Origin of the sequence: Janthinobacterium agaricidamnosum NBRC 102515 = DSM 9628 (assembly GCF_000723165.1) — a bacterium.
In the GTDB taxonomy this organism is placed as follows: domain Bacteria; phylum Pseudomonadota; class Gammaproteobacteria; order Burkholderiales; family Burkholderiaceae_D; genus Janthinobacterium; species Janthinobacterium agaricidamnosum.
The window spans coordinates 2913839-2935604 of sequence record NZ_HG322949.1 but is presented as its reverse complement, the minus strand read 5'-3'; the positions used below and the strand labels follow the sequence as shown (position 1 = coordinate 2935604).

The following is a 21766-nucleotide window of genomic DNA, read 5'->3' as shown; positions in this document are numbered from 1 at the left end:
CATGTCCTTGCTGTTTTCGTTCGGCGAGAAATATACCGCGTTATTGCTCGGCATGGCCGGGACGATGGTGCTGGCGCGTTTGCTGACGCCGGCCGAGATCGGCGTGTATTCGGTCGGCGCGGTCCTGGTCGGGCTGGCGCAAGTGGTGCGCGACTTCGGCGTCGGTCAATACCTGATCCAGGAAAAGGAATTGACTACCGCAAAGATCCGCGCCGCGCTGGCGACCAGCATGATCGTCGCGTGGCTGCTGGCGGCGCTGGTGCTCCTGGCCAGCGGGCTGGTGGCGCGCTTTTATGGCGAGCCGCGCTTGCAAGGCGTGCTGCAATGCTTATCCGTGAACTTCATCCTGATACCCTTCAGCGCCACCACCTTGCCGTATTTGCGGCGGCAGATGCGTTTTTCGGCGATGTACGCCATCAATACCAGCAATAGCGCGGTGAGCTTGCTGGTGGCGCTATTGCTGGCGCTGCTCGGTTTCGGGTATCTGAGCCTGGTCTGGGCCGCCGTGGCCGGCACCGGCGCGGCCTTGCTGGTCAGCCTGTGGCTGCGGCCGCCGGAATTGCCGTGGCTGCCACATCATCGGGGTATCGGCAAGATCATGTCGTTCGGCGCGCTGTCGACTGGCGGCGGGCTGATCGATGAAGCCGGCGTGGCGGCGCCGGAGCTGGTGATCGGCAAGATGATCGATATCGCCAGCGTCGGCATCTTCGGCAAGGCGCAAGGCATGTTGAATGTGTTTAACCAGGCGATCACCAGCGCGATTTCGCCGGTGATTTTTCCCTTGTTCGCGGCGCGCGCGCGCGATGGCGGCGATGTGCGCCTGGCCTATTTGCATACCATCAGCTACCTGACGGCGCTGGCCTGGCCGTTTTTTATCTTTCTCGGCTTGATGGCTTTGCCGCTGGTCAACCTGCTGTACGGACCGCAATGGAACGCCGCCGTGCCCTTGATCCGCATCATGTGTGCCTCATCGGCCTTGTATAGCATGTTCAGCATGGCGCGGTATTTATTTGTTGCTATCGGGCACGTAAAAGCCCAGGCCCAACTCGACGCCCAGGCAGTGCCGCCGCGGATTGCCGGCATCGTCATCGCCGCGCCGTTCGGACTGGAAGCGGTGGCCTGGGCGGTGCTGCTGGGAACGCTGTTGCGCAGCTGGCTGACATACCGCTGCCTGGCGAGGCTGAGCGGCATGACACTCCAGCCGATGCTGCTGGCGGTGCGCAAGAGCCTGGCCTTGTGCTGCCTGACGGCATTGGCGCCGCTGCTGGTGCTGCTGCTGATGCGGCCCCATGCCGGGGACTGGCTGTGGCCGCTGGCCGTGGCGGCGCTTGGTGCGCTGCTGTGCTGGGTGGCCGGGGTGTTGTTGCTGAAACATGAGATCGCGTTGGAATTCGATATCGTGCGGCGCAAAGTGTTCGGTTTGCCGCATCCCCATCATGTCGTCAAATAAGGGCGTCCCATGCGTGCAGGCATATTGTCGTACCCGATGCTGTTCCAGCGCGATGGCGGCCTGCAAATCCAGGTGCGTGAAACGATTGCTGCGCTGAACCGTGTCAGCGCCGGTTCCGGGCGCCCGCTGCAAGTCGAACTGGTCGACGCCAACCATGAGAGGCTGGACGATTACGACTTGATCCACGTGTTTTCTGCGATCAATGGCAATTACCGCATCGTCGAACTGGCCAGCGAACTGGGTTTGCCGGTGGTCTTGTCGCCGCTGCTGTCGCCAGGCTGGAACCGGGGCAGCGGCTTGCGCGCGCGGCTGGCCGACCGGCTGGCCGGCAGATTGACCGAGTGGAATGTGCAAACCAGCTATGCGCAAAGCAAGCGTGCGCTGCAACTGGCCGACCTGGTGATCGCGCTGGGCGACGCCGAACGGCAAGCGATCATCGATGGCTTCCAGGTCGCGCCGGACAAGATCCAGGTTTTTCCGAACGGCATTAACCCGCATTTCTTTACGTCGGATAGCAAGCTGTTCCGCCGCGAAACCGGCATCGGCGGGCCGTTCGTGCTGATGGTCGGCGCGATTTCGCCCTATAAAAACCAGCTCGGGCTGGCGCGGGCCTTGCAAGGCTCAGGGCTGCCGCTGGTGATGATCGGCACGCCGCAGCGGCAAGACCTGGCTTATCTGCAAGACTTGCTGCACTTGCCGCTGGTCACCTGGCTGGGCGCGCTGGAACATGCCGCCCCCTTGCTGGCCAGCGCCTTCCATGCGGCGGCGGTGGTGGCCTTGCCCAGCCATGGCGAAGTGTTTCCGCTGGCAGTGCTGGAAGCGCTGGCGGCCGGCACGCCGGTGGTGATGACGGCGCAAAGCGCGCTGGACTTGCCGGATGCGGCCTTTGCGCTGAAGAAAGTGCATTGGGACGATGCTGTCGCGCAGCGCAACGCCATCGAAGCGCTGGTCGCAGCCAGGCCCGAACGCGAAAAAGTGCGCGCGCTGGTGGCCCATTTCACGTGGGAACGGGTGGCTGCGCAAATTGCCGACGCCTATTTCGATTTGCTGGAACGTCATGCCAAGGCCGGGGAGGGCCGGCTGCATGTTGTTTAATTCGTTCGGCTTCCTGTTTTTTTACTTGCCGCTGGTGCTGGCCGGCTATTTCTGGCTGGGCCGCTACAACCCGCGCCGGGCCGTGGCCTGGCTGGCGCTGGCCTCGCTGTTTTTCTATGCGTACTGGGATGCCCGCTACCTGCCGTTGTTGCTTACCTCGATCAGCATCAATTATGGCTGCGGCCGGATGCTGGCGAGCGCTTCATCGCTTGCCCGCAAACGCTGGCTGGTGCTGGCCCTGGGCGGCAATTTGCTGTTGCTGGCCTATTATAAATACGCGAATTTTTTTGTCGACAGTGTCAACAGCGTGGCCGGCACCGGCTGGGCCGGGTGGACGATCGTGCTGCCGATCGGCATCTCCTTTTTTACCTTCACGCAAATCGCTTTCCTCGTCGATTGTTACCGCAGCGAAGTGCGCGAGGTCCGCTTTATCCATTACGTCTTGTTCGTCAGTTACTTTCCGCACTTGATCGCCGGACCGGTGCTGCATCACAAGGAAATGATGCCGCAATTCGCCGACCCCGCCAATTGCCGGCCCAGCGCCGCCAATTTTGCGGTCGGCATGTCGATCTTCGTGGTCGGGCTGGCCAAAAAAGTGCTGATCGCCGACAACCTGTCGCCGATGGCGATCCCGGTATTCGCGGCCGGCGCGCATCCGCAACTGATCGAGGCGTGGATCGGCTTGCTGGCTTATACCTTTCAACTGTATTTCGATTTTTCCGGTTATTCCGATATGGCGATCGGGCTGTCGCGGCTGTTCGGCGTCAAATTGCCGCTGAATTTCAATTCACCGTACAAGGCTGGCAATATCAGCGAATTCTGGCGCCGCTGGCATATGACCTTGTCGCGTTTCTTGCGCGATTATCTGTATATCGCGCTGGGCGGCAGCCGCAACGGCAGGCTGCTGCGCTACCGCAATCTGATGCTGACCATGTTGCTGGGCGGCCTGTGGCATGGCGCCGGCTGGACCTTCGTCATCTGGGGCGGCTTGCACGGGGTTTATCTGGTGATCCACCACGCCTGGGATGCGTGGGCGGGGCAGCTCGCGCTGCGCCGCGCGCGCTGGTGGCGCTATGCCGCGGCTTGGCTGACCTTGAGCGCCGTGATGCTGGGCTGGGTATTTTTCCGCGCGCCCGATGTGGCCAGCGCGGTCGACATTCTCGGCGCGCTGTTCGGCGCCAACGGCTTGAACTTGCCGCGCGGCTGGTCCGGCCACGCCGGCTGGTTCCACAGCCTCGGCTTCGCGCCGCTGTTCGACGGCATCCGCTGGATCGAATTCGGCGGGCCCGGCTTGCCGGTATTGCTGGGCGCAATGTTGCTGGCGTTTCTGGCGCCGAATACGCAAGAAATATTCTGTCATTACGAACCTTGTATTGAAAGAATATTTCAAGCTCGGCAACGCTGGACATTCAGCTGGTCTCCCAGCCAGCGCTGGAGCGTGGGGTGTGCCGCGCTGTTCATCGCCTGCATCTTCGGCATGAACCGGGTCACCGAATTCCTTTATTTCCAATTCTGATGATGAATACGCCGGCCACCAACATCGTTGTGACGCCATGGCGCGCCTACGTCGGCACCTTTTTCGGGCTGGTCGTGCTGGCCCTGCTTGCAGTGTCCACGCTGAATTATCTGGTCGATCCCTATCTGATACACCAGTGGGATTCGCCATTGCTGCAACGGATGCGGCCAACCCGCGAAAAATTGAGTGCCTGGGGCAAGACCTATGTATTGGCGAAATACCGGCCGGCGGTGGTGTATATCGGCAATTCACGCACCGAACTGGGCTTGCCGACCAGCGCGCCGGAATTATTTGAAGGCAAGACCGTGTTCAATGCCGCCTTGTCCGGCGCGTCGGTCGGCGATGCGATCGCCATGGTCGGGCATGCGGCGCGGGTCGGCCGGCTCGACACCGTGGTATGGGGCATCGACGCGCCCTCGTTTTCGATGGCGACCGGTTCGGCCGGCCTGGAGCCGGAATTGACCGCGCCGGGACCGCTGTTTTTCGCGCGGCGCGCCTTGCTGAACGTAAAACGCGGCTTGACGGTCGACATGACCGGCGATGCGCTGCGTGTGTTGAACGGTAGTTTTGGCAAGGTATGCCGCTCCAGCCTGGCGTTTTATGGCCAGCGCGACGATAGCTGCATTTCCGACCGGATATCCGGCTGGGGCGGCACCAGCGCGGCGATGGGACCGCGGCTGGGCGAATTCGGCCGCGGCGATGGCCCGACGACGGCGGCGATGGCTGCCTTCGGCACCAGCGTCGGCAACTTGTGCAAGGCCGGCACGCGGGTGCGGCTGTATATCAACCCGACCCATGCGCTGACGCTGGATGTGCTGTACTGGTCCGGCAAGTGGCCGGCGATGGAGCAGTGGCAGCGCGGCCTGGCGTTATTAGGCGAGCGCCGGCGCGCGGCCGGCTGCGATCTGCGCATCTTCGATTTTTCAGGCTACAACAGCATCACCAGCGAACCGATCCCGCAAGTGAGCCAGCGCCGCGAAATGGCGCATTACTGGGAGGCATCGCATTACCGGACCAGCGTCGGCAGCCTGATCCTGAACCGCATCTTCCATGGCGTCGAGCCGGTGCCGGACGATTTTGGCATCGAACTCGACACCACCATGTTGCCGGCGCACGTGGCCGCGCTGCGCAGCAGCCGCGAGCGTTATCACCTGGACCATGCGCAAGAAACCGCGTTCGCCAAGGCGATCGTCGACGGTCGTGGCGATGTGAATGGCAAGCACGCTCTCAAGTGACATGACGGAATAGCTTGATGCTGCGCATCAGCCAGATCACGGCCAACGACACGGCAAACACCGCCGCCGCCGTGGTCAGCGACGTGATCCAGGCATTGCCGGCGGCCGCCGTGACGCCGGTCAGCTTGAAGTTTTGCATGACAAAAATATGCAGGCAATATATCCCCAGCGTGCAATCGGACACGACCGCCAGCCGGCGCGACGGCAGCCCCGCTGGCAGCGACATGCAGGCCGAGAACAGGCCATAGGCGGCGGTGATGACCAGCGGCGACAGATAGCTGTAAAAGAATTCGCAGGGTCGGCCGCCAGACCTGACGGCCAGCCACCAGGTGGCGATGGCCGTGCCGGCCGACCCCAGCATGAACAGCAGCAAGCCGCTGCCGAGTCCATTGCTGATCGGACCGCGATTCTCGGCCAGCATCGCGCCCAGCACAAAATAGCCGATGAAACCGCCGAAATACAATAATTGATACATGGCGGGCACGCCGCTGGCTTGCCAGTGGCCGCATGCCAGATCGTCTTGCAAGCCTACGATCATCGGATAAATCGACGCCACCAGCAGCCACAGCGCCAGGAAGGCCAGTTGTTCATTGCTGCTGCCGTGCTGGTAAAATTTGCGCAATACCGGCACCACCGCATACAGGCCGATCAGCGCATAAAAATACCACAGGTGAAAACTGGCCGGCCTGGCGATGATTTCTTGCGCCCAGTTGGCGATGGTTTCGCCATTGGCGCTGCGCCAGCACAAGTAAAACAAGGACCAGAACAGGAACGGCGGCAGGATGCGCATGCAGCGCTTGCGCAAGAATGACGACAGCGATTCGCGCTTGGCCAGCAGGTTGGCGCCGCTGATCATGAAAAACAGCGGCACGCAGGCGCGCATCATCGAGTCATAAAGATTGGCCGACGCCCAGCGCGTGTCGTAGACATAAAAATTATCGGCGCAGACATGCAGCAAGACGACCATGAAACAGGCGATGACGCGTAGCCAGCTGGTTCTTCTATCCATTGTATTTACCTGAAAGAATTTATTTTTCAGGCAATCATACAATATTGTTATGTTTGTTCGACAGCGCCGCTTGCCGGAATGGATTGCCTGGTGGTGGCCGGCCCGCCAGCTCCCGACCATAAGCGTACCGCCAGCGCGGCCAGCAGCAAGATCGACGTCGCGCTGGCCAGCACGGCGACAAACGCGTGGTCGAATGCGGTTTTGCCCAGCGTTACCAGCACGGCGGCGGCCTGCGGCGCCAGTTGTGCGGCGGCCAGCAGCGCTTCATCGAGGCTGTCGCGCACCAGTGGCGTCACGTGCACGGCGGAGGGTATCGTCATCGACGCGGTATAGACGCCCGACATGATGCTGCCCAGCACGGTGACGCCGATCGCGCCGCCCAGTTCGAACGACACCTCTTCGATCGACGCGGCCATGCCTTCCTGGCCCGGCGGCGCGTTTTGCATGATCGCGCTGGACGCCGCCGTCATCGCCGCGCCGAGGCCGAAACCCTGCACCGTCAGGCTGGCCATCTGCATCAGGTTGCCCGACTGGTAAGCCAGCAGATAGGCGCCCATGCCGACGCCGGAGATGAGCAGCGAACCCCACAGCACGCGCGCGCTGCCGATGCGCGGTATCAGCAAGCCGGTCAGCGGGCCGGCCACGAACGACGCGAGCGGGATCGGCAAGAAGAACAGGCCGGCTTGCAGCGGCGACATGTCCAGCACCAGTTGCAAGCGCTGGCTCAACACCAGTTCCATGCCGACCAGCGCCGCGGCGGCGATCAGCGCGGCGCCGACGGCCGATGCAAAGCGGCGTTCGCGGAAAATCCTGAAATCGATCAGCGGGTCGGGACGGCGCCGCTGGCGGCGCACGAACAACACCATGAACAGCAGGCCGGCCAGCAGGGCCACCAGCGCCGCTTCCGGCGAGGGCTGGCGTTTGCTCAATTCCTTGATCGCATAGGTGATGCCGATCAATCCCACCATGATGTGCAGCGAGCCCAGCAAATCCCAGCGCCGCTGCGGCTGGCCCGGATGATACGGCATATGGATCAGGCCCAGCACCAGGGCCAGCAAGACGATCGGCACATTGATCAGGAATACCGAGCCCCACCAGAAATGTTCCAGCAAGAAGCCGCCCAGCACCGGGCCGAACGCGGCGCCGCCGGATGCGACCGAGGCCCACACGCCGATCGCCAGTGCACGTTCGCGCTCGTCGGTAAAGGTGATGCGGATGATCGACAAGGTGGCCGGCATCATCATCGCCGCGCCAACGGCCAGGAAACCGCGCGCGACAATCAGCAGCCCGGCCGTCGGCGCATAGGCGGCGCCCAGCGACGCGATGCCGAACACGGCCAGGCCGCCGATGAACAGGCGCTTGTGACCCAGCTTGTCGCCCAGCGTGCCGAAACCCGGCAGCAGGCCGGACACCACCAGCGGATAGGCGTTGACGATCCATAACTTGGCCGACGCCGACGCGCCCAGGTCGTGCGTCAGGCGCGGCAGGGCGGTGTACAGTACGGTCATGTCGATGACGATCAGCAGCAATGCGCTGGAAATGATGGCGAGGATCAGCCATTTTTGTGCAGCGGCAGGCGGATGCGCCGCGGGATGGAGAGGGACGCGGGACATATAATACTCAGTATTTTCAGAATAGGAATACAATCATATTCCTATTTGGGGAAAAGATAAATAGAAATACGATCGTACTTTAAAAAAAGGAAGAGACTTTCATGGGCAGACGGCGGACCATCGACCCGGACCAGGTATTGGATGCGGCGGAAAAAATCGTCCGCAGCGAGGGTGTCGCGGGCTTGACCATCGATGCGGTGGCGAAGGCGGTCGGCATCACCAAGGGCGGGGTGCAATCGTGTTTCGGCAGCAAGGATGCGTTGATCGACGCGATGTTCTTGCGTTGGGGAACCGAGTTTGAAAACGATATCAGCGCCATCACCGGCCCCCAGCGCACGCCGGGAGCCACTATCCGCGCGCATATCGAAGTGACCGAACGCACCGACGACGCCGAGAGCGACCGGGCCGCCGGCATGATGGCGGCCTTGCTCGACACCACCGAACATTTGCGGCGCACCCAGCAATGGTATGCGTCGCGCTTGCAGGGACTGGATTTTGCCGGTGAAGAAGCGCGCCGGCTGCGGCTGGCCTTCCTGGCCAACGAAGGCGCGTTCCTGCTGCGCAGCTTCGGCTTCATGAAAATGAGCGAGCAGGAGTGGCGTGACGCGTTTACCGATATCAAGGCGTTGATGAATCAACGCTAGGCCATCCCCCGAAAACCGTGGCGGGCAGGGCCGGCGGCGGTCAAGCTGGTTCCTTACCTTTTGTTCCTGCGCTGGGGTTTGCTTCTGGTTTGCGGCAATACCTTGCCGGCTATTTTCTCCAGTAATTCCAGGCTCACTTTGTTGCGCACAGGCTCTTCCTCGGTGCCGTACTTCAGATGGCAGGCGGTAAAGTCGGCGAGGGCGGCCTTGGATTGGCCGTAATGGACGTGCACCTGGCACGGCGCGGTGCCGTTGCCGAAATCGATGTGATACTCATCCATATAGTCGACTTGTACGCTGGTTCGCATGACTTTGGCATTGGCCAGCAGCTTGCGCGTCAGCGTTTTTTCGATGGTGGCATGGGGCGCGTGATCCAGCAGATAAGCCAAGGAGGCGTTATTTTGCTGTGCCTGGCGATAAGTCCAGTCCAGCAAACGCGGCCGCATGGCCTTGCCGGCATCCTTGGTTTGTTGTAGTTGTCGTTCCACTATTCTGATGTCCTGGGGCATGCCATGGGACGCCCTGATATCCGACAAGCGCTCCGTCAGGTAGTTGACGGCGTCGTCTTGTGCCTGTATCGCGCGCTTGTACCAGAAATGCGCAAGTGCGAAATTCGTTTCCTGATTCAGATGACGCATGCATGCGCCGGCCTTGGCTTCATGCTGGCGCGCCTTGTCGACCACCTTTGCAACACCGCTCAGCTTGGTAGGCGCCGTGACTGGAAGGGCCGCGGCTGTAACGTCTTGCTGGTCGCTATCGGCGTCAAAGCGTTTCCATAAACCATCTTCACTTTGGCGATAGGCGATCGGTTTTCCGTTGAAGTCGTTATCGACGATCATTAAGCTGCCTTCTTTTCTTCCCGCGAGCGTTCCTTCCATGACGGTGTCGAATACTTCCTGGGCGTCGCTGGCCGGCGCCGGCCTGCTTGCCGCGGACTGGCCTTGTGAATTCTTTTGCTCCGCCGAGGCCGTTTTCCTGGACTTTTTCGACGATGCCGCTGGCGCCGCTTCGCTGGACATCGGTGCATCGAGTAGTTCGGCGTAATTCTTCAAGCGTTCCAAATCTTCTTGCAAGGTTTCGCAGACATAGGCTTTTTGATGCGCCAGTTCGGCGAAGGCGGCCGCCACGTTGTCTGCCAGGCCATGTTCTTTGGCCGACGATGCAATTGCGCTGGCTTCTTGTTCCAGCGTGCGGAAATTCTGCACGGCGCTATGCAAGATCCGATAGGAAGACACATCCATGCCGCCATCGGTGCGCTGCTGCGTCAGCATCGGGATCAACTGTTGCTGCAGCACGCCTTCCAGTACCACGCTGCGCGTATTGAATTCATGCAGCCATTCCTTGATACGCTGGTGCATGCTGGCATCGCCGCCATATTCCATCCGGCCCAGGTTTTGCATGACTAACTGCCTTTGCAGCCACGCATGGGTGGCGACCGATTCGATGAATACGCCTGTGACCCGGCCGCGCGCCGCGATCGCGTCCAGGCGCGCGCTTTGTGTCAGCGGGCTGCGGTAATTGCTGATGGTGCGGTGATCCGATTGGCTATCGATCTGTTGCAGCAGCGTGGCTACCCCATTTTGCGCGCCGTTCGCGTGCAAACGGGCCCTGTTCAACAGTTCGGCCAGTACTGCCGGGTTGAGTCCGCCTTGCAGCAGGCCGGCTCGCTTGCGCCGCAAAATATCCTGGACGAAACGCAGATGCAGGTGGGCCGCATGTTCATGGTCTTGTATCACCGTGGTCAAGTCATTGCGCATGGTTTCACGCATGTCAGGGTGATCCGACAGCAGCATCAGCTCATTGCGCACCACATGTTCCATATGCGTGGCCGCCTTGCCGTAAGCCTCGCACTGCACCCGCGCCTCGGTGGCGGCGCGGCCCGCGCTGGCCTGCAGGTTGCGCAGCGTGTAACCGACTTGTATCATCGACAGAATGATGGTTTTTCTCTGTTCCTTGAAATTATTTTTGGTCCGTAAAAACTCGGTCAGCCTTGGCCGTGGCTGGCGCTCTTCGTGCAAGGCCAGCGCCTGGTCTATATACTTCAAGCCCTGGACATGCAATTCTTGCGATTTGTAGAGCAACTGTTCCTGTACTTTTGCCTGCTTTTCGATCTTGGTCATATGCAATAGAGCGGCGCCATAGATATGACAGGCTTCCGCCAGCCTTTCATTGGCGTTGCCTATATGATCTTTCAAGGTTTCTTTGTGACCTGCAAAGTGATCGCCGTCAAGATGCGCTTTTGCCTGGCGGCCAATGTGACTGAGATCCTTCTGGACGCTGTTGAAGATGCTTGTCAGGTGCTCGAACAGCGCTTTGCCTGACGGCTGGCCAAGCGCTTGCAGCGCCCCGTCGGGATGCTCGCTGCATTTCTGGGTGCACAGATGTATTTGATCGAGCCGTGGTTCGATGGAGCTGCCCAACTTCTCGATTTCATCAAAGAAATCGGAAGAATTGTGCGCGCTGGCGGAGGGATGGTGCGGTGGCCGCGTCTGGCTGATGCGTTGCTGGGCAAGGGAACTGGTAATGGAATGCATAAGGAATGGCTGAGTGGATGGCGTATCCATCTCAGTGGTCGTGATCAAAGTAAAGTTCCCTACCCGAGCCATGCCAGCGGAGTGCTGCACGGATCGATTCAAAGGCAACGCGTCAGCACCGCACAACCTTTTTCGCACACCCGGGTGGCATGTTCGAATTGCGGGAATTCGCTTTTCCAGCGTTGCAGCGTTTGCTGTTCATCGGGCCGGGCCGCATCGTCGAGGAAGATCTTGCCGCCCAGGCGCAGTCGTTCGAACAGGACCGGGCCGGCCGGGTAGCGCGCCAGCTGGTGTACCGCTTGCGGCGGGCCGTCGATTACCAGCATGTCGATTGCTTCTTTGCTGGACAGAATGTCATGCTGGTACCATGGCCAGCCATCGATGCCGGTCACGCCATCGTGCAAGGGCGCATGCAGCACTTCGGCCCAGTCGGACAAGCCGTGGCGCGCCAGTTGCTGCCGGGTTTGCTCGGCGTAAGCGGCATCGTGTTCCAGGCTCCATAATTTGCCGCCGCCATTCAATTGCAGGCAGCGCGCCAGCACCACGGTCGACGCGCCGCTGCCGCATTCCAGCACCTTGCGCGGCTTGGCGGCCAGCACGTTGCGCGCCACTTCCAGCAAGAAGTCGGGCGAGGCCGCCCAGCCGCGCGTGGCGGGCAGGCTTTTGTCCAGCCGCAATTCCAGCTGCAGATTGTGCAACGCTTCGACCTGGCGGAACAACTGGTCGGGGCCGTGCAGCGACTGGTCCTTGATATCGTGCAGCAGCAAATGGATCAGCCGCACTTTGTGCAGCGTATAGAGGCACAGCAGCGATACGGCAAGGATCAGTAACACTGTGGTGAAGGGAAACATGCGGGCTCTCTTTCAAGTTGCAAGGATTTTACTGACGACATAGCGGAATTTGCCGGACGTGTCGGGGCTGATTTCCGTCATTTCTTCGATGACGATGGCGACTGCCGCGCCCAGCCTGGCCTGGAAGCCGGCGACGATGGCCAGCCTGGCGGCCTGGTCCAGCACCGGCAGCGCGACCAGCAGGATGCGCGTCAACAGCAGGCTTTCCTGGATGATCTTGAAACCGCGCACTTGCGGCAAGTCGCGCAAGATGTAGACCAGCGCCAGGCCATGCATGACGGTGCCGTCGTGGGCCACCACGAAGTCGGTGCTGCGGCCGTCGATGTGCTTGAGCAGCGGCAAGCCGCGGCCGCAGGCGCACGGTTCGCTCGCCAGCGTGCCGACGTCGCCGGTGGCGTAGCGGATGAAGGGAAAATCGCGGCTGGCCAGGTGGGTCACCACGATGGCGCCGCTGGCGCCCGGCGGCAGCGGCTGGCCGGCCGCGTCGACGATTTCGACGATGATGTCTTCGGCGGTGATGTGCATGCCGCCTTCCGGGCATTCATGGGCGATGAAACCGGCGTCGCGCGCGCCGTAGCCATTGGCCACCGGGCAGCCGAACGCGCGGCCGATGGTGTCGCGCTGTTCATCGTACAGCCGTTCCGAGGTGACGAAGGCGACCCGCACGCCGAGGCCGTCCAGCGCGGTGCCGGTATCGGCGGCGCGGCGCGCGATATGGCTCAGCGCCGACGGGTAGCCGAACAGCATGCGCGGCCGGATGCGGCGGATTTGGCGGATGAAGCCGTCGACTTTGTTGGCCGACATTTCAAACGCCGGCAGCAGCGTGCTGCGCAATAGGCGGTCGCGCAGCCGCCGCAGCCGGTCTTGCACCTTGAGCTCGATCGGCGAACCCCACACCACCACTTCGCGGTCGCCGATATCGACGCCCCACCAGCGCGTGGCGCGCCATTTGGCGGCGACATCGTGGCTGATGCGTTCGCGGCCGATATAAAATACCAGCGGTTCGCCGCTGGAGCCGCCGGTGTTAAAACGCTGCAAACCGCGCGCCTGGCTGGATTTGAATGCGTTGCGGCAAAAGCCGATGTCGGCCTTGACCAGCAGCGGCAAGCGGACCAGGTCGGCCAGCGTATCGACCTGGCCGGCGTCGAAGCCGATGCTGGCGAACAAGGCCCGGTAGTAGGGCACATGGGCCTGGGCGTGTTCCAGCAAGCTGCGCAAGCGCTGCAATTGCCATTGCCGCAGCCGCTCGGCGCTCCACCATTGCGACAATTCCATCTGGCGGCGCAGCGCCAGGCTGTCGTGGCGCTTGCATTTTTCATGCAGCGGAAACAGCACGGCGGCTACCAGCCGGGTGTACAGGCCGGAACGGGGGCCGCGCAGCACGCGGCGGTATTGCGCCATCAGCAGCGGTGCCACGCTGTCCCACGAAAATTGCGCGACATGCAGCAAGCCGTTGGCGGCCAGGCGACGCGCCGTCGACGGGCTGCGGATCAGCGTCAGCAGCGCCTGCGCCATCGCTTGCACATCGCCGGGCGGCACCAGCAGCGCGCTGGCCTGGTGTTGCAAGAGATGCGGAATGCCGCCGGCGTCGGTACTGACCAGCGGCACGCCGCAAGCCAGCGCTTCCAGCACCGAGACCGGCATATTGTCGGCCAGGCTGGGATTGAGCACGATGTCGCTGGCCTGGTACAGCGCGCTCATGGCACTGTTGTCGATCCGGCCGGTAAAGGTGACGCTATCGGCCAGTCCCAGCGTGGCCACCAATTGTTGCAAGGATGGCAGTTGCGGACCGCTGCCGGCGATGCACAGCTTGGCTCCAGGGCAGGTTTGCCTGACGACGGCAAACGCGCGTATGGCGCTGGCATTGTCGTAAATGGTTTCCAGGTTGCGCGCCACCAGGATGTGCGGACCGTTCCCGGCCGGACGGAGCCGGGGCTGGCTGGGGCCACGCGGCGCAAAGCGGCCCAGGTCGATGACATTCGGCACGATCTGGGCGGCAAAGCCGTATTGCTCGAAGATCGCGGCCAGGAAGGCCGACGGCACCACGATGCTGTCGGCGCGGCGCAGGCTGAGCGTCACCAGCCGTGGACTCCTGGCGAAAAATGCCGCCGCCTCGCCGCCGCGGTAGTTCAATACCGATGGCTTGCCTTTGAGCATGGCGATCCATACAGCCGGCGCGGCGTGCAAATGCCAGGACCAGCCGGAATTGGCCATGATGTGGAACAGGTCGACCGTATCGGCCACGCGCCACAAGCGCCATACATGGAGCGGCAGGCGCAGCATGGCGCGCAGGAACTTGATCCGGCCCAGCCAGGCCCAGTGCGGCGGCCACGGCAGGTTGACTGCCAGCAGTTGCACGGTGGCGCCGTCGGCGCGCAGCAGCGCCGCCAGTTGTCCGGTCTGGTTGGCCATGCCGCCCGACGGCGGCGGCACGGGACCGACCAGCGCGATGCGGAGGCCGGACAGTTTCATGGCGGCACCTTGCTGGACGGCTTGCTCGGGGACTGGTGCGATTGATTGTTTGAAATCAGGCGCTGGTAAATGCCGGCGTAGCGGCTGACGCTGCTGCTCCAGTTGCGTTCCTGCAGCACATAATGGCGCGCCGCCCGGCGCAGGAACGGCCAGCTGTCGGCGTCGTGCAGCAATTGCAGCACCGCGTCGGCCAGCGCATCGGCCTTGCCAGCCTCGAACAAGATGCCGGTCTTGCCATGGCTAATCAATTCACGGTGGCCGCCGACGTCGGAAGCGACCACCAGCCGGCCTTGCGCCATCGCTTCCAGCGGTTTTAAGGGCGTGACCAGCTCGGTCAACCGCATCGGCAGGCGCGGATAGACCAGCATGTCGATCATCTGGTAATACGCGCCGATCTGCGCGTGCGGCACGCGGCCGGCGAACACCACCTGGCGGCTGATGCCGAGCCGTTCGGACAGACGCATCAATTCGGCTTCCTGCGGTCCGCCGCCGGCCAGCAGCAGGCGCAGCGATGGAAACGCGGCCAGCAGGCGCGGCATCGCTTGCAACAACAGCGCCAAGCCTTCATAAGCGTAAAAGGAGCCGATGAAACCCAGCACCAGATGGCCGTGCAGCCCCAGTTGGCGCGCCAGTTGCGGTCCGTCGGCCGAGGGCCGCTCGAAGGCGCTGCTGTCGACCGCGTTCGGGATCACCGTGATTTTTGCCGCCGGAATGCCGCGCGCGGCCAGGTCTATGCGCAAGCCCTCGCAAATGGTGGTGACCGCGTCGACCCGGTGCAGCGCATAGCTTTCCAGCGCGCGGCTGAGCCGGTAGCGCAAGCCGTTGATGCGGCCAGTGCCATGGTCGGCCGCCGCATCTTCCCAGAAGGCGCGGATTTCATACACCACCGGAATGCCCAGCGCGCGGCCGACGCTGAGCGCGGCGATGGCGTTCAGCGCCGGCGAATGGGCGTGCAGGATGTCCGGCCTGAGTTGTTGCGCCAGTTGGCGCAAGCGCTGGCGCAGGCCGATGATGATGCTGTAATGGCCCAGCAGCGGCAGGCAGGCCCACCAGTGGCGGCTGGGCGCGGTGCGAAAAAAATGCCAGCCGTCGACGCGCTGTTCGGCCAGGCCGGATTGCTGGTCGTGCCTGTCTCGATGCTGGCTTTGTTTTGCGCTGGTCAAATGGCTGGTCGACCAGCCGAAGGCGCGCTGCTGCTTCAAGATCGCCAGCGTGCGAAAGGTATAGCCGCTTTGCAGCGGCAGCGAATGATCCAGTATGTGCAGGATGCGCATGCGATTCCTTAGGGTAATACCATGGATAGTCGGCGCTTCAGGCCATGGCCAGGTCGGGTTGTGTCGCTGGCGGCATGGCGCCGGCCAGTGTGTGGCGCAAAAAGGATTCGAACATCAGCAACGACCACAGCGGCGCGCTATGGTCGCGCCGGCCCGAATCGTGGCGTTCCAGCATGTCTTCGATACACGCCATGTCGAACAGGCCGGATTCGCGCAAGGTCGGCCCCAGCAGCCTGCTGCGCAGGCGCTGGCGCAGCGGGCCGCGCAGCCATGCCGCCAGCGGCACCGAAAAACCCATCTTGTCGCGGTACAGGATGTCGTCCGGCAGGTAGGGCCGCAACGCTTGCTTGAACAGGTATTTGCCTTCGGCGCCGCGCAGTTTCAAGCCGGGCGGCAAGCCGGAGATCCATTCCACCAGTGGATGGTCGAGCAGCGGCACGCGCACTTCCAGGCCATGCGCCATGCTGGCCCGGTCGACCTTGGTTAATATATCGCCCGGCAAATAGGTTTTCAGGTCCAGGTACTGGATCAGCGACAGGCTGTCTTGCGTCGGGCTGGCGGCGGCGTGGCGGCGCATCACTTCGACCGCCTGGTAGCCGCCCAGTTCGCGGCGCAGCGAGGCGCTGAACAGGCGCTGGCGCATCGCATCGCTGATGATCGATACGCCATGGAAATAGGCCGCCACCGAATCGCGCGCCAGGCCTTCGAAGGTGGTCTTGGCGCGTAGCATGCGCGGAGCCCAGTCGGCTTTCGGATAAAGGTGGCCGAGCGCGCCGAACAGCGGCCGGCGCAAGCCCGCCGGCAACAGCTTGCGCCAGCGTTCCTCATGCATGAACCAGCGGTAGCGCCGGTAACCGGCCAGGTTTTCGTCGCCGCCATCGCCGGACAGGGCCACCGTGACGCGCTGGCGCGCCAGCTGGCACACGCGGTAGGTCGGCAACGCGGAACTGTCGGCGAACGGTTCATCGTACAGCGCGGCCAACTGGTCGACCAGCGCAAAATCGTCTTGCTCGACGCGCAGCGCATGGTGCCGGGTCTGGTAGCGCCGCGCCACGCGGTCGGCGTAAGACGATTCGTCGAAGGCCGGGTCGCCAAACGAAATCGAGCAAGTCTCGACCGGCTCCTGCCTGCAGCCGGCCATCATCGCCACCACCGCGCTGGAATCGACGCCGCCGGATAAAAACGCGCCCAGCGGCACTTCGGCCACCAGCCTGATGCTGACTGCTTCGCGCAGCCGGCTGATCAATTCGTCGCCGGCCTGCGCTTCGCTGGCCACCTGGCGCGGTTCGAAGGGAACGTCCCAATATTGCCGGCTGGCTGGCGGCGGCGCGCCGTGGCGTAGTGTGAGTGTATGGCCGGGTGGTAATTTATGTATGGCGGCAAAGATGCTGCGCGGTTCAGGCACGTAACCGTAGGCAAAATAATCCTCCACCGCCAGGGGATCGAGCTTGCGTGGCATCGCCGGATAGGCCAGCAGCGCCTTGAGTTCCGAGCCGAACAGCAAACAGCCGTCGCCGGGCAATCCGTAATACAGCGGTTTTTCGCCGAGCCGGTCGCGCGCCAGGAATAACAGCTGCTGCCGCTTATCCCACAGCCCGAAGGCGAACATGCCGCGCAAGCGGTCGACGCAGCGTTCGCCCCATTGTTCCCAGGCATGCACGATCACTTCGGTATCGCTGTGGGTGCGGAAACGGTGGCCGAACTGGCTCAATTCGCGTCGTAATGCCTGGAAATTATAAATTTCACCATTAAATACCAGCACCACGTCGCGCGCTTGATTGAACAGCGGCTGCTGGCCGCTGGCCAGGTCGATGATGGACAGGCGCCGGTGACCCAGTCCCAGTCCCGGTTCGCGGTGCAGCCCGGCTTCATCGGGGCCGCGATGGCGCTGGCTCTGGTTCATCGCGTGCAAGACCCGGGCGTCGATGTCGCGCCTGCCGTATAAATCGAAAATGCCGACGATGCCGCACATGGTGGTCCTTTCGGGGCGCTGGCCCTCAGCTTTGCTGGTGCAATGACTGGAACATCGCGTCGTAGACCGCCAGATACGCGTCCGACATCGCCAGCAAGCTGTGTTCCGCCAACACCTGGCGCCGGCCGCGCATGCCGTGGCGCGGTCCCAGTTCCGGCATGCTGTAGTAGTCGGCGATCGCGTCGGCCAGCAAATCGGGCGCTTGCGGCGGCACCAGTGTGCCAGTCCAGCCCGGCTGTACCAGGTCGACATTGCCGCCGACCGTGGTGGCGACCACCGGCAAGCCGCTCGACATCGCTTCCAGTATCGTATTGGAACTGCCTTCGGTCAGCGACGGCAAGACGAACAGGTCCATGGCGCGCATCAACTGGGGCACGTCGTCGCGCGCGCCGGGCAGCCAGGCCAGGCTGGCCACGCCGGCCTGGCGCAACTGGGCCAGGCATGCTTCGCGGCACGGACCGTCGCCGGCGATGATCAGGCGCAAGCGCGAACCCGGTCCCGGCTCCTGTGCCAGCAACAATAAAAAGGCTTGCACCAGCGATTTGAAATCCTTGACATCGACCATCCGCCCGACACTGCCGATGACAAACGCGTTATTGCACAGGAAGCCAGGCGGACCGACCGCCGCCGCCGGTCCCAGGCGCGGATGGAATTGCAGGCTGTTGACGCCGTTGCCGATATGCGTGACACGGGCCGGATGGGCGCCGATGCGCTCGACCAGCCACGATTGCAGGTCTTGACTGACGGCAATGAAATGACCGACCAGCGGGCGCATCATCTTGCGCAGCAGATTGTATTTCCAGTTGGTGCCATGCAAATCGTGCATGTCGCGCCCATGTTCGCCATGCACGCGCAACTTGATGCCGGCCAGCGCCGCCAGCAGCAAGCCTTCGATGCAGCCCAGGTTGCGGGTATGGATCAGCGCCGGACGCAAGTCGCGCAAGGTGCGGTACAGGCGCAGGTAATGGCGCCAGTCCTTGCCTTCAAGCTTGTTCAGGCTGATGATTTGCACGCCGGGCGTAGTGATGCGCTGATGAAAGTCGGTGTAATCCTTGAGGCAGACGATGGCGTGCCGGTAATGTGTCGGCGGCATATTGTTAATCAGGTTCACCAGGCCGTTTTCCAGGCCGCCGACGCCCAACTGGTGGATCAGGTGCACGATCAGCGGCGGCGTGCCCGGCGCCGTGGCCTGCAGGCTGGCGCCCTGCGCGCCGCTGACGGGTTCACTGGTCAACAGCATTGTTCAATCCTTGTTGTATGGACGGCAGCATGGCCGACAAGAATGCCGACAGACGGGCCTCCGGCGGCGGGCCCAGGTCATCGTAGGGCGCGCTGATGGTAATTTCGGCGCCGCCCTGGTCGGTCTGCAAGAGTTTGGCCTTGGCCAGCAGTAGTTTGACCAAAAAACTGTTGCCGGTGTCGCTGCCGCTCTGGCGGTACCAGCGCCACAACAGCAGCCGGCTACTGCCGTTTTGCAGCGTGATTTGCCGCAGATGCAAGGTTTTGCCGTTGACCGGCACGCTCCTGGCGTCATCGTCCAGCGCCAGCCATGGCTCGCCATACGGCTTGTTGAGATGGGCCAGCAATTGAGCGTCGCGGCTCTGGCGCGCATACCAGGCCACTTGCAGGCTGACCGGGCCGTCCGGACCGCGGTACGATTGCACGAATTCGAGCGGCGTGCCGGCGTGCGGCGCGCGCCATTGGCCGGCGGCGGCCGGCAACGCCGACCAGGCGCCGCCAGGTGCTGCGATCGACAGCGCGGCGGCGGCCGGACGGCTGTCGCCGCCGGGCGCCGCTATCCGCCCGGCCAGCAGCGGGCCGGCCGCCGCCAGTGCGACGCAGCCAGCCGCCGCCCCCAGCAGGATGGCGCGCGCCGGGGCGGGGAAGGGGAGGCTTGCCGCCGCCATGCCCGGCTTGCTGTGCGCCGGCGGCGAGTCGCGCCAGAACGAGGCGGCCCAGAACAGCAGCAGCGACACCAGGCCGAAAAACAGCCAGCCATAGACCAGGTGGTCGACGCCGACCGCCAGTTGCATATTGCTCCAGTGGCCTATCATCACGATCAGATAGGCGCGCAAGCCGTTGGCCAGGATCGGCAATAACAGCGCCACCACGATGAAGGCGATGCGGCGCCACAAGCCATGGTAATTCAGGTACGCATACAAGATACCCAGCGCCAGCGAGGCGATCACGTAGCGCAAGCCGCTGCATGCCTCGACCACCGACCAGTTGCCGCTGGGAATACTGAAATTATTATTTTCACGAAATACCGGCACGCCGGTCAGTTGCAGTGCGCCGACCGTGAAACGGGCCGTGAAATCGATCAGCGGCGGAATGAACACTTCGCCGAACGGCACGGCCAGGAATAGATAGGCCAGCGGAAAGGCCAGCCGCCGCGCCGCCGGCCAGCCCAGCATGGCGATCACGGCGGCCGGGATCATCGCGGTGACCGCGTATTGGGCGACCACTTGCACATTGGCGGCAAAGGCCAGCAGCCATGCCAGCGCCAGCAACGGCAGCAGCACGAAGCCGCCGGCGGCCGGCGCCAGCCGCAGCGCGGCCAGGCTGCGGCGCTGGCGCCAGGCCAGCCACAGGCAGACCGGCAGCACGGCAAAACCATGGGCGAAGGTTTGCGAACGCCACCATAACAAGACCATGTCCGACAGCGTGTCGCGATATAACAGCAGGATCGCGGCGATCACGCCCAGGCATGGCAGCAGTTGGCGAGGGCGCAGCGTAAGGTTGGCCGTGGGCAGCAATGTCACGCCGCGTGGCGCGACTGCCGGCAGCGCGGATTTGACATCGGCGCTCATGACGGCGGTTCCCGCCGGGCCTGAGGGTGAGCCGCACCATTGCCCGCGCCATGGCCTGGGCCGCGGCCCAGGCTGGGATCGCTGTGGATGCCGAGCAGCGCGCCCAGGCGTTGCAGGTTTTTGTCCCAGCTGTAATCTTGCAAGATGCGCAGGCGGGCGGCCGGGCCCAGGTCGATATTTTCCGTCAGCAGACGGCTGGCTTGTTGCACAAACTCATGCTCGTCGGACGCGCTGGCCACTTCCACGCCATCTTGCGCGTTGATGCCTTGCAGCGCTTGCGGCGTGGCCAGCACGGTCTTTTGCATCGCCATCGCTTCGAGCACCTTGTTTTGCACGCCGCGGGCGATGCGCAGCGGCGCCACCACCAGCGCGGCGTGTGCCAGGTAGGGCCGGATATCGGCGACAAAACCGGTGACCGCGACGCCGGGCGTATCGGCCAGCGCCCGTACTTGCCGCGCTGGCCGGCTGCCGGCGATATAGAACAGCAGCTCGGGAAAGCGCAGCCGCAGCGCTGGCCAGACCCGTTGCACGAACCAGCCGACCGCCTCCGCGTTCGGCCAGTAATCCATGGCGCCGGTAAACACCAGCACGCGCCGGCCGGCCGGATACGGATTGTCGCAGGCGGCGCCGGTATCAGCGGGCGGCGCGAAGTAGGCCGCGTCGACGCCATTATTGAAATAGCCGGTCTTGCGCCTGGCCATGGGCGCGCGCTGGCGGAACAGCGCCGCTTCGGCGCTGGACACGAAGGTGGAGGCATTAAATTGCTGGGCGATATGGCGTTCGTAATTGCGCAAATAATGCGCTTCGCGCGCGTACAGCAGCGACAGCGGCCACGCCTTGGTCGCCGCGTACTGGTCCCATTTTTCGGAATCGACATCGACAAAATCTATCACCCGCTGCAACACATGGCCGGGGCCGGTATCGAGGTATTGCGCCATCGGGCCGGAAAACACCAGCGCCTGGCGCAACTGGCCGGTATGCAGCAGTGCGTCGACCCAGCGTTGCAATCCGGCATTGCGGTAGTAGGGCAGGCTCATCGGCTGTTCCGTCAGCAGCCCGCTCACGCTGCGCACACGCGCCAGCATCGGGTATTGCCGGATAAAACAGGTGCTGGCGCACAGCGCCTTGACGGTATCGATATGATGCGCATCGTCGGCGTCGTCGATGAAGCAGCCGAGGTGGACGCGGAAATGGACCGCCAGGTATTTCAGCACATGCCAGGAGCGTATCTTGTCGCCCTTGTTGGGCGGATACGGAATGCGGTGCACCAGATAAAGTAAATCCGCCATGG

The 21766-nt window shown here is 63.1% G+C and carries 16 protein-coding genes; 6 read left to right on the top strand and 10 right to left on the bottom strand.

All coding sequences use genetic code 11. The annotated features are described in order from the left end of the window. The first annotated feature begins 1 nt into the window (after window position 1). From GJA_RS12405 to GJA_RS12390, 4 genes are read left to right on the top strand one after another with little or no spacing between them, the layout of a single operon-like run. Window positions 2-1450 carry a lipopolysaccharide biosynthesis protein gene (locus GJA_RS12405; RefSeq protein WP_242404528.1) on the top strand — a complete coding sequence of 483 codons (1449 nt, stop codon included), beginning with the start codon at window positions 2-4 and terminating at the stop codon, window positions 1448-1450. Between the two features lie 9 nt (window positions 1451-1459). Next, a complete protein-coding gene (locus GJA_RS12400; protein WP_051780753.1) occupies window positions 1460-2545 on the top strand; it encodes a glycosyltransferase in 1086 nt (361 codons plus the stop codon). Beyond that, on the top strand, window positions 2535-4061 hold the full coding sequence (locus GJA_RS12395) for an MBOAT family O-acyltransferase (RefSeq protein WP_038492640.1): 1527 nt from the start codon (window positions 2535-2537) through the stop codon (window positions 4059-4061). The genes GJA_RS12400 and GJA_RS12395 overlap by 11 nt, the downstream gene beginning before the upstream one ends. Then, window positions 4061-5296 (top strand): hypothetical protein, encoded by a 1236-nt coding sequence (locus GJA_RS12390; RefSeq protein ID WP_174525976.1) that lies wholly within the window; start codon window positions 4061-4063, stop codon window positions 5294-5296. The genes GJA_RS12395 and GJA_RS12390 overlap by 1 nt, the downstream gene beginning before the upstream one ends. Here the strand turns inward: GJA_RS12390 and GJA_RS12385 are convergent. Next, the gene (locus tag GJA_RS12385; RefSeq protein WP_167541108.1) at window positions 5289-6305 is read right to left on the bottom strand and encodes an acyltransferase; all 1017 of its coding nucleotides are present in this window, start codon (window positions 6303-6305) and stop codon (window positions 5289-5291) included. The two genes, GJA_RS12390 and GJA_RS12385, sit on opposite strands and share 8 nt — an antisense overlap. Before the next feature lie 47 nt (window positions 6306-6352). Beyond that, window positions 6353-7918 (bottom strand): MFS transporter, encoded by a 1566-nt coding sequence (locus GJA_RS12380; RefSeq protein WP_081905377.1) that lies wholly within the window; start codon window positions 7916-7918, stop codon window positions 6353-6355. A gap of 101 nt (window positions 7919-8019) precedes the next feature. Here GJA_RS12380 and GJA_RS12375 point away from each other — a divergent pair, with 101 nt between their 5' ends. Then, complete coding sequence (locus GJA_RS12375; protein ID WP_038492635.1) at window positions 8020-8562, top strand: TetR/AcrR family transcriptional regulator; 543 nt, start codon at window positions 8020-8022, stop codon at window positions 8560-8562. Between the two features lie 53 nt (window positions 8563-8615). Here GJA_RS12375 and GJA_RS12370 read toward each other — a convergent pair whose 3' ends face one another. After that, window positions 8616-10682 (bottom strand): hypothetical protein, encoded by a 2067-nt coding sequence (locus GJA_RS12370; RefSeq protein ID WP_144241511.1) that lies wholly within the window; start codon window positions 10680-10682, stop codon window positions 8616-8618. 24 nt (window positions 10683-10706) lie between these two features. On the opposite strand from GJA_RS12370, the gene GJA_RS27805 reads away from it, so the two are divergent. Beyond that, complete coding sequence (locus GJA_RS27805; protein WP_156484122.1) at window positions 10707-10883, top strand: hypothetical protein; 177 nt, start codon at window positions 10707-10709, stop codon at window positions 10881-10883. Between the two features lie 311 nt (window positions 10884-11194). Here GJA_RS27805 and GJA_RS12365 read toward each other — a convergent pair whose 3' ends face one another. From GJA_RS12365 to GJA_RS12335, 7 genes are read right to left on the bottom strand one after another with little or no spacing between them, the layout of a single operon-like run. Next, entirely contained in the window at window positions 11195-11947 is a 753-nt protein-coding gene (locus tag GJA_RS12365) for a class I SAM-dependent methyltransferase (protein WP_038492629.1), read from the bottom strand. 12 nt (window positions 11948-11959) lie between these two features. Further along, a complete protein-coding gene (locus tag GJA_RS26695; protein WP_081905376.1) occupies window positions 11960-14419 on the bottom strand; it encodes a glycosyltransferase in 2460 nt (819 codons plus the stop codon). Further along, window positions 14416-15693 (bottom strand): TIGR04063 family PEP-CTERM/XrtA system glycosyltransferase, encoded by a 1278-nt coding sequence (locus tag GJA_RS12355; RefSeq protein WP_051780751.1) that lies wholly within the window; start codon window positions 15691-15693, stop codon window positions 14416-14418. Before GJA_RS12355 ends, GJA_RS26695 begins: the two co-directional genes overlap by 4 nt. Window positions 15694-15730: 37 nt before the next feature. Then, window positions 15731-17665 (bottom strand): XrtA/PEP-CTERM system amidotransferase, encoded by a 1935-nt coding sequence (locus GJA_RS12350; protein WP_038492626.1) that lies wholly within the window; start codon window positions 17663-17665, stop codon window positions 15731-15733. Between the two features lie 25 nt (window positions 17666-17690). Further along, window positions 17691-18905 carry a TIGR03088 family PEP-CTERM/XrtA system glycosyltransferase gene (locus GJA_RS12345; protein WP_081905375.1) on the bottom strand — a complete coding sequence of 405 codons (1215 nt, stop codon included), beginning with the start codon at window positions 18903-18905 and terminating at the stop codon, window positions 17691-17693. After that, complete coding sequence (gene xrtA / locus GJA_RS12340) at window positions 18889-20475, bottom strand: exosortase A (protein WP_051780749.1); 1587 nt, start codon at window positions 20473-20475, stop codon at window positions 18889-18891. The genes GJA_RS12345 and xrtA overlap by 17 nt, the downstream gene beginning before the upstream one ends. Continuing rightward, window positions 20472-21764 carry a TIGR03087 family PEP-CTERM/XrtA system glycosyltransferase gene (locus tag GJA_RS12335; protein ID WP_051780747.1) on the bottom strand — a complete coding sequence of 431 codons (1293 nt, stop codon included), beginning with the start codon at window positions 21762-21764 and terminating at the stop codon, window positions 20472-20474. Before GJA_RS12335 ends, xrtA begins: the two co-directional genes overlap by 4 nt. Window positions 21765-21766 lie beyond the last annotated feature (2 nt).

Coding starts and splice junctions, on each gene's coding strand:
- GJA_RS12405 (WP_242404528.1), top strand. CDS start 2: ATGTCCTTGCTGTTTTCGTTCGGCGAGAAATATACCGCGTTATTGCTC.
- GJA_RS12400 (WP_051780753.1), top strand. CDS start 1,460: ATGCGTGCAGGCATATTGTCGTACCCGATGCTGTTCCAGCGCGATGGC.
- GJA_RS12395 (WP_038492640.1), top strand. CDS start 2,535: ATGTTGTTTAATTCGTTCGGCTTCCTGTTTTTTTACTTGCCGCTGGTG.
- GJA_RS12390 (WP_174525976.1), top strand. CDS start 4,061: ATGATGAATACGCCGGCCACCAACATCGTTGTGACGCCATGGCGCGCC.
- GJA_RS12385 (WP_167541108.1), bottom strand. CDS start 6,305: ATGGATAGAAGAACCAGCTGGCTACGCGTCATCGCCTGTTTCATGGTC.
- GJA_RS12380 (WP_081905377.1), bottom strand. CDS start 7,918: ATGTCCCGCGTCCCTCTCCATCCCGCGGCGCATCCGCCTGCCGCTGCA.
- GJA_RS12375 (WP_038492635.1), top strand. CDS start 8,020: ATGGGCAGACGGCGGACCATCGACCCGGACCAGGTATTGGATGCGGCG.
- GJA_RS12370 (WP_144241511.1), bottom strand. CDS start 10,682: ATGACCAAGATCGAAAAGCAGGCAAAAGTACAGGAACAGTTGCTCTAC.
- GJA_RS27805 (WP_156484122.1), top strand. CDS start 10,707: ATGACAGGCTTCCGCCAGCCTTTCATTGGCGTTGCCTATATGATCTTT.
- GJA_RS12365 (WP_038492629.1), bottom strand. CDS start 11,947: ATGTTTCCCTTCACCACAGTGTTACTGATCCTTGCCGTATCGCTGCTG.
- GJA_RS26695 (WP_081905376.1), bottom strand. CDS start 14,419: ATGAAACTGTCCGGCCTCCGCATCGCGCTGGTCGGTCCCGTGCCGCCG.
- GJA_RS12355 (WP_051780751.1), bottom strand. CDS start 15,693: ATGCGCATCCTGCACATACTGGATCATTCGCTGCCGCTGCAAAGCGGC.
- GJA_RS12350 (WP_038492626.1), bottom strand. CDS start 17,665: ATGTGCGGCATCGTCGGCATTTTCGATTTATACGGCAGGCGCGACATC.
- GJA_RS12345 (WP_081905375.1), bottom strand. CDS start 18,905: ATGCTGTTGACCAGTGAACCCGTCAGCGGCGCGCAGGGCGCCAGCCTG.
- xrtA (WP_051780749.1), bottom strand. CDS start 20,475: ATGAGCGCCGATGTCAAATCCGCGCTGCCGGCAGTCGCGCCACGCGGC.
- GJA_RS12335 (WP_051780747.1), bottom strand. CDS start 21,764: ATGGCGGATTTACTTTATCTGGTGCACCGCATTCCGTATCCGCCCAAC.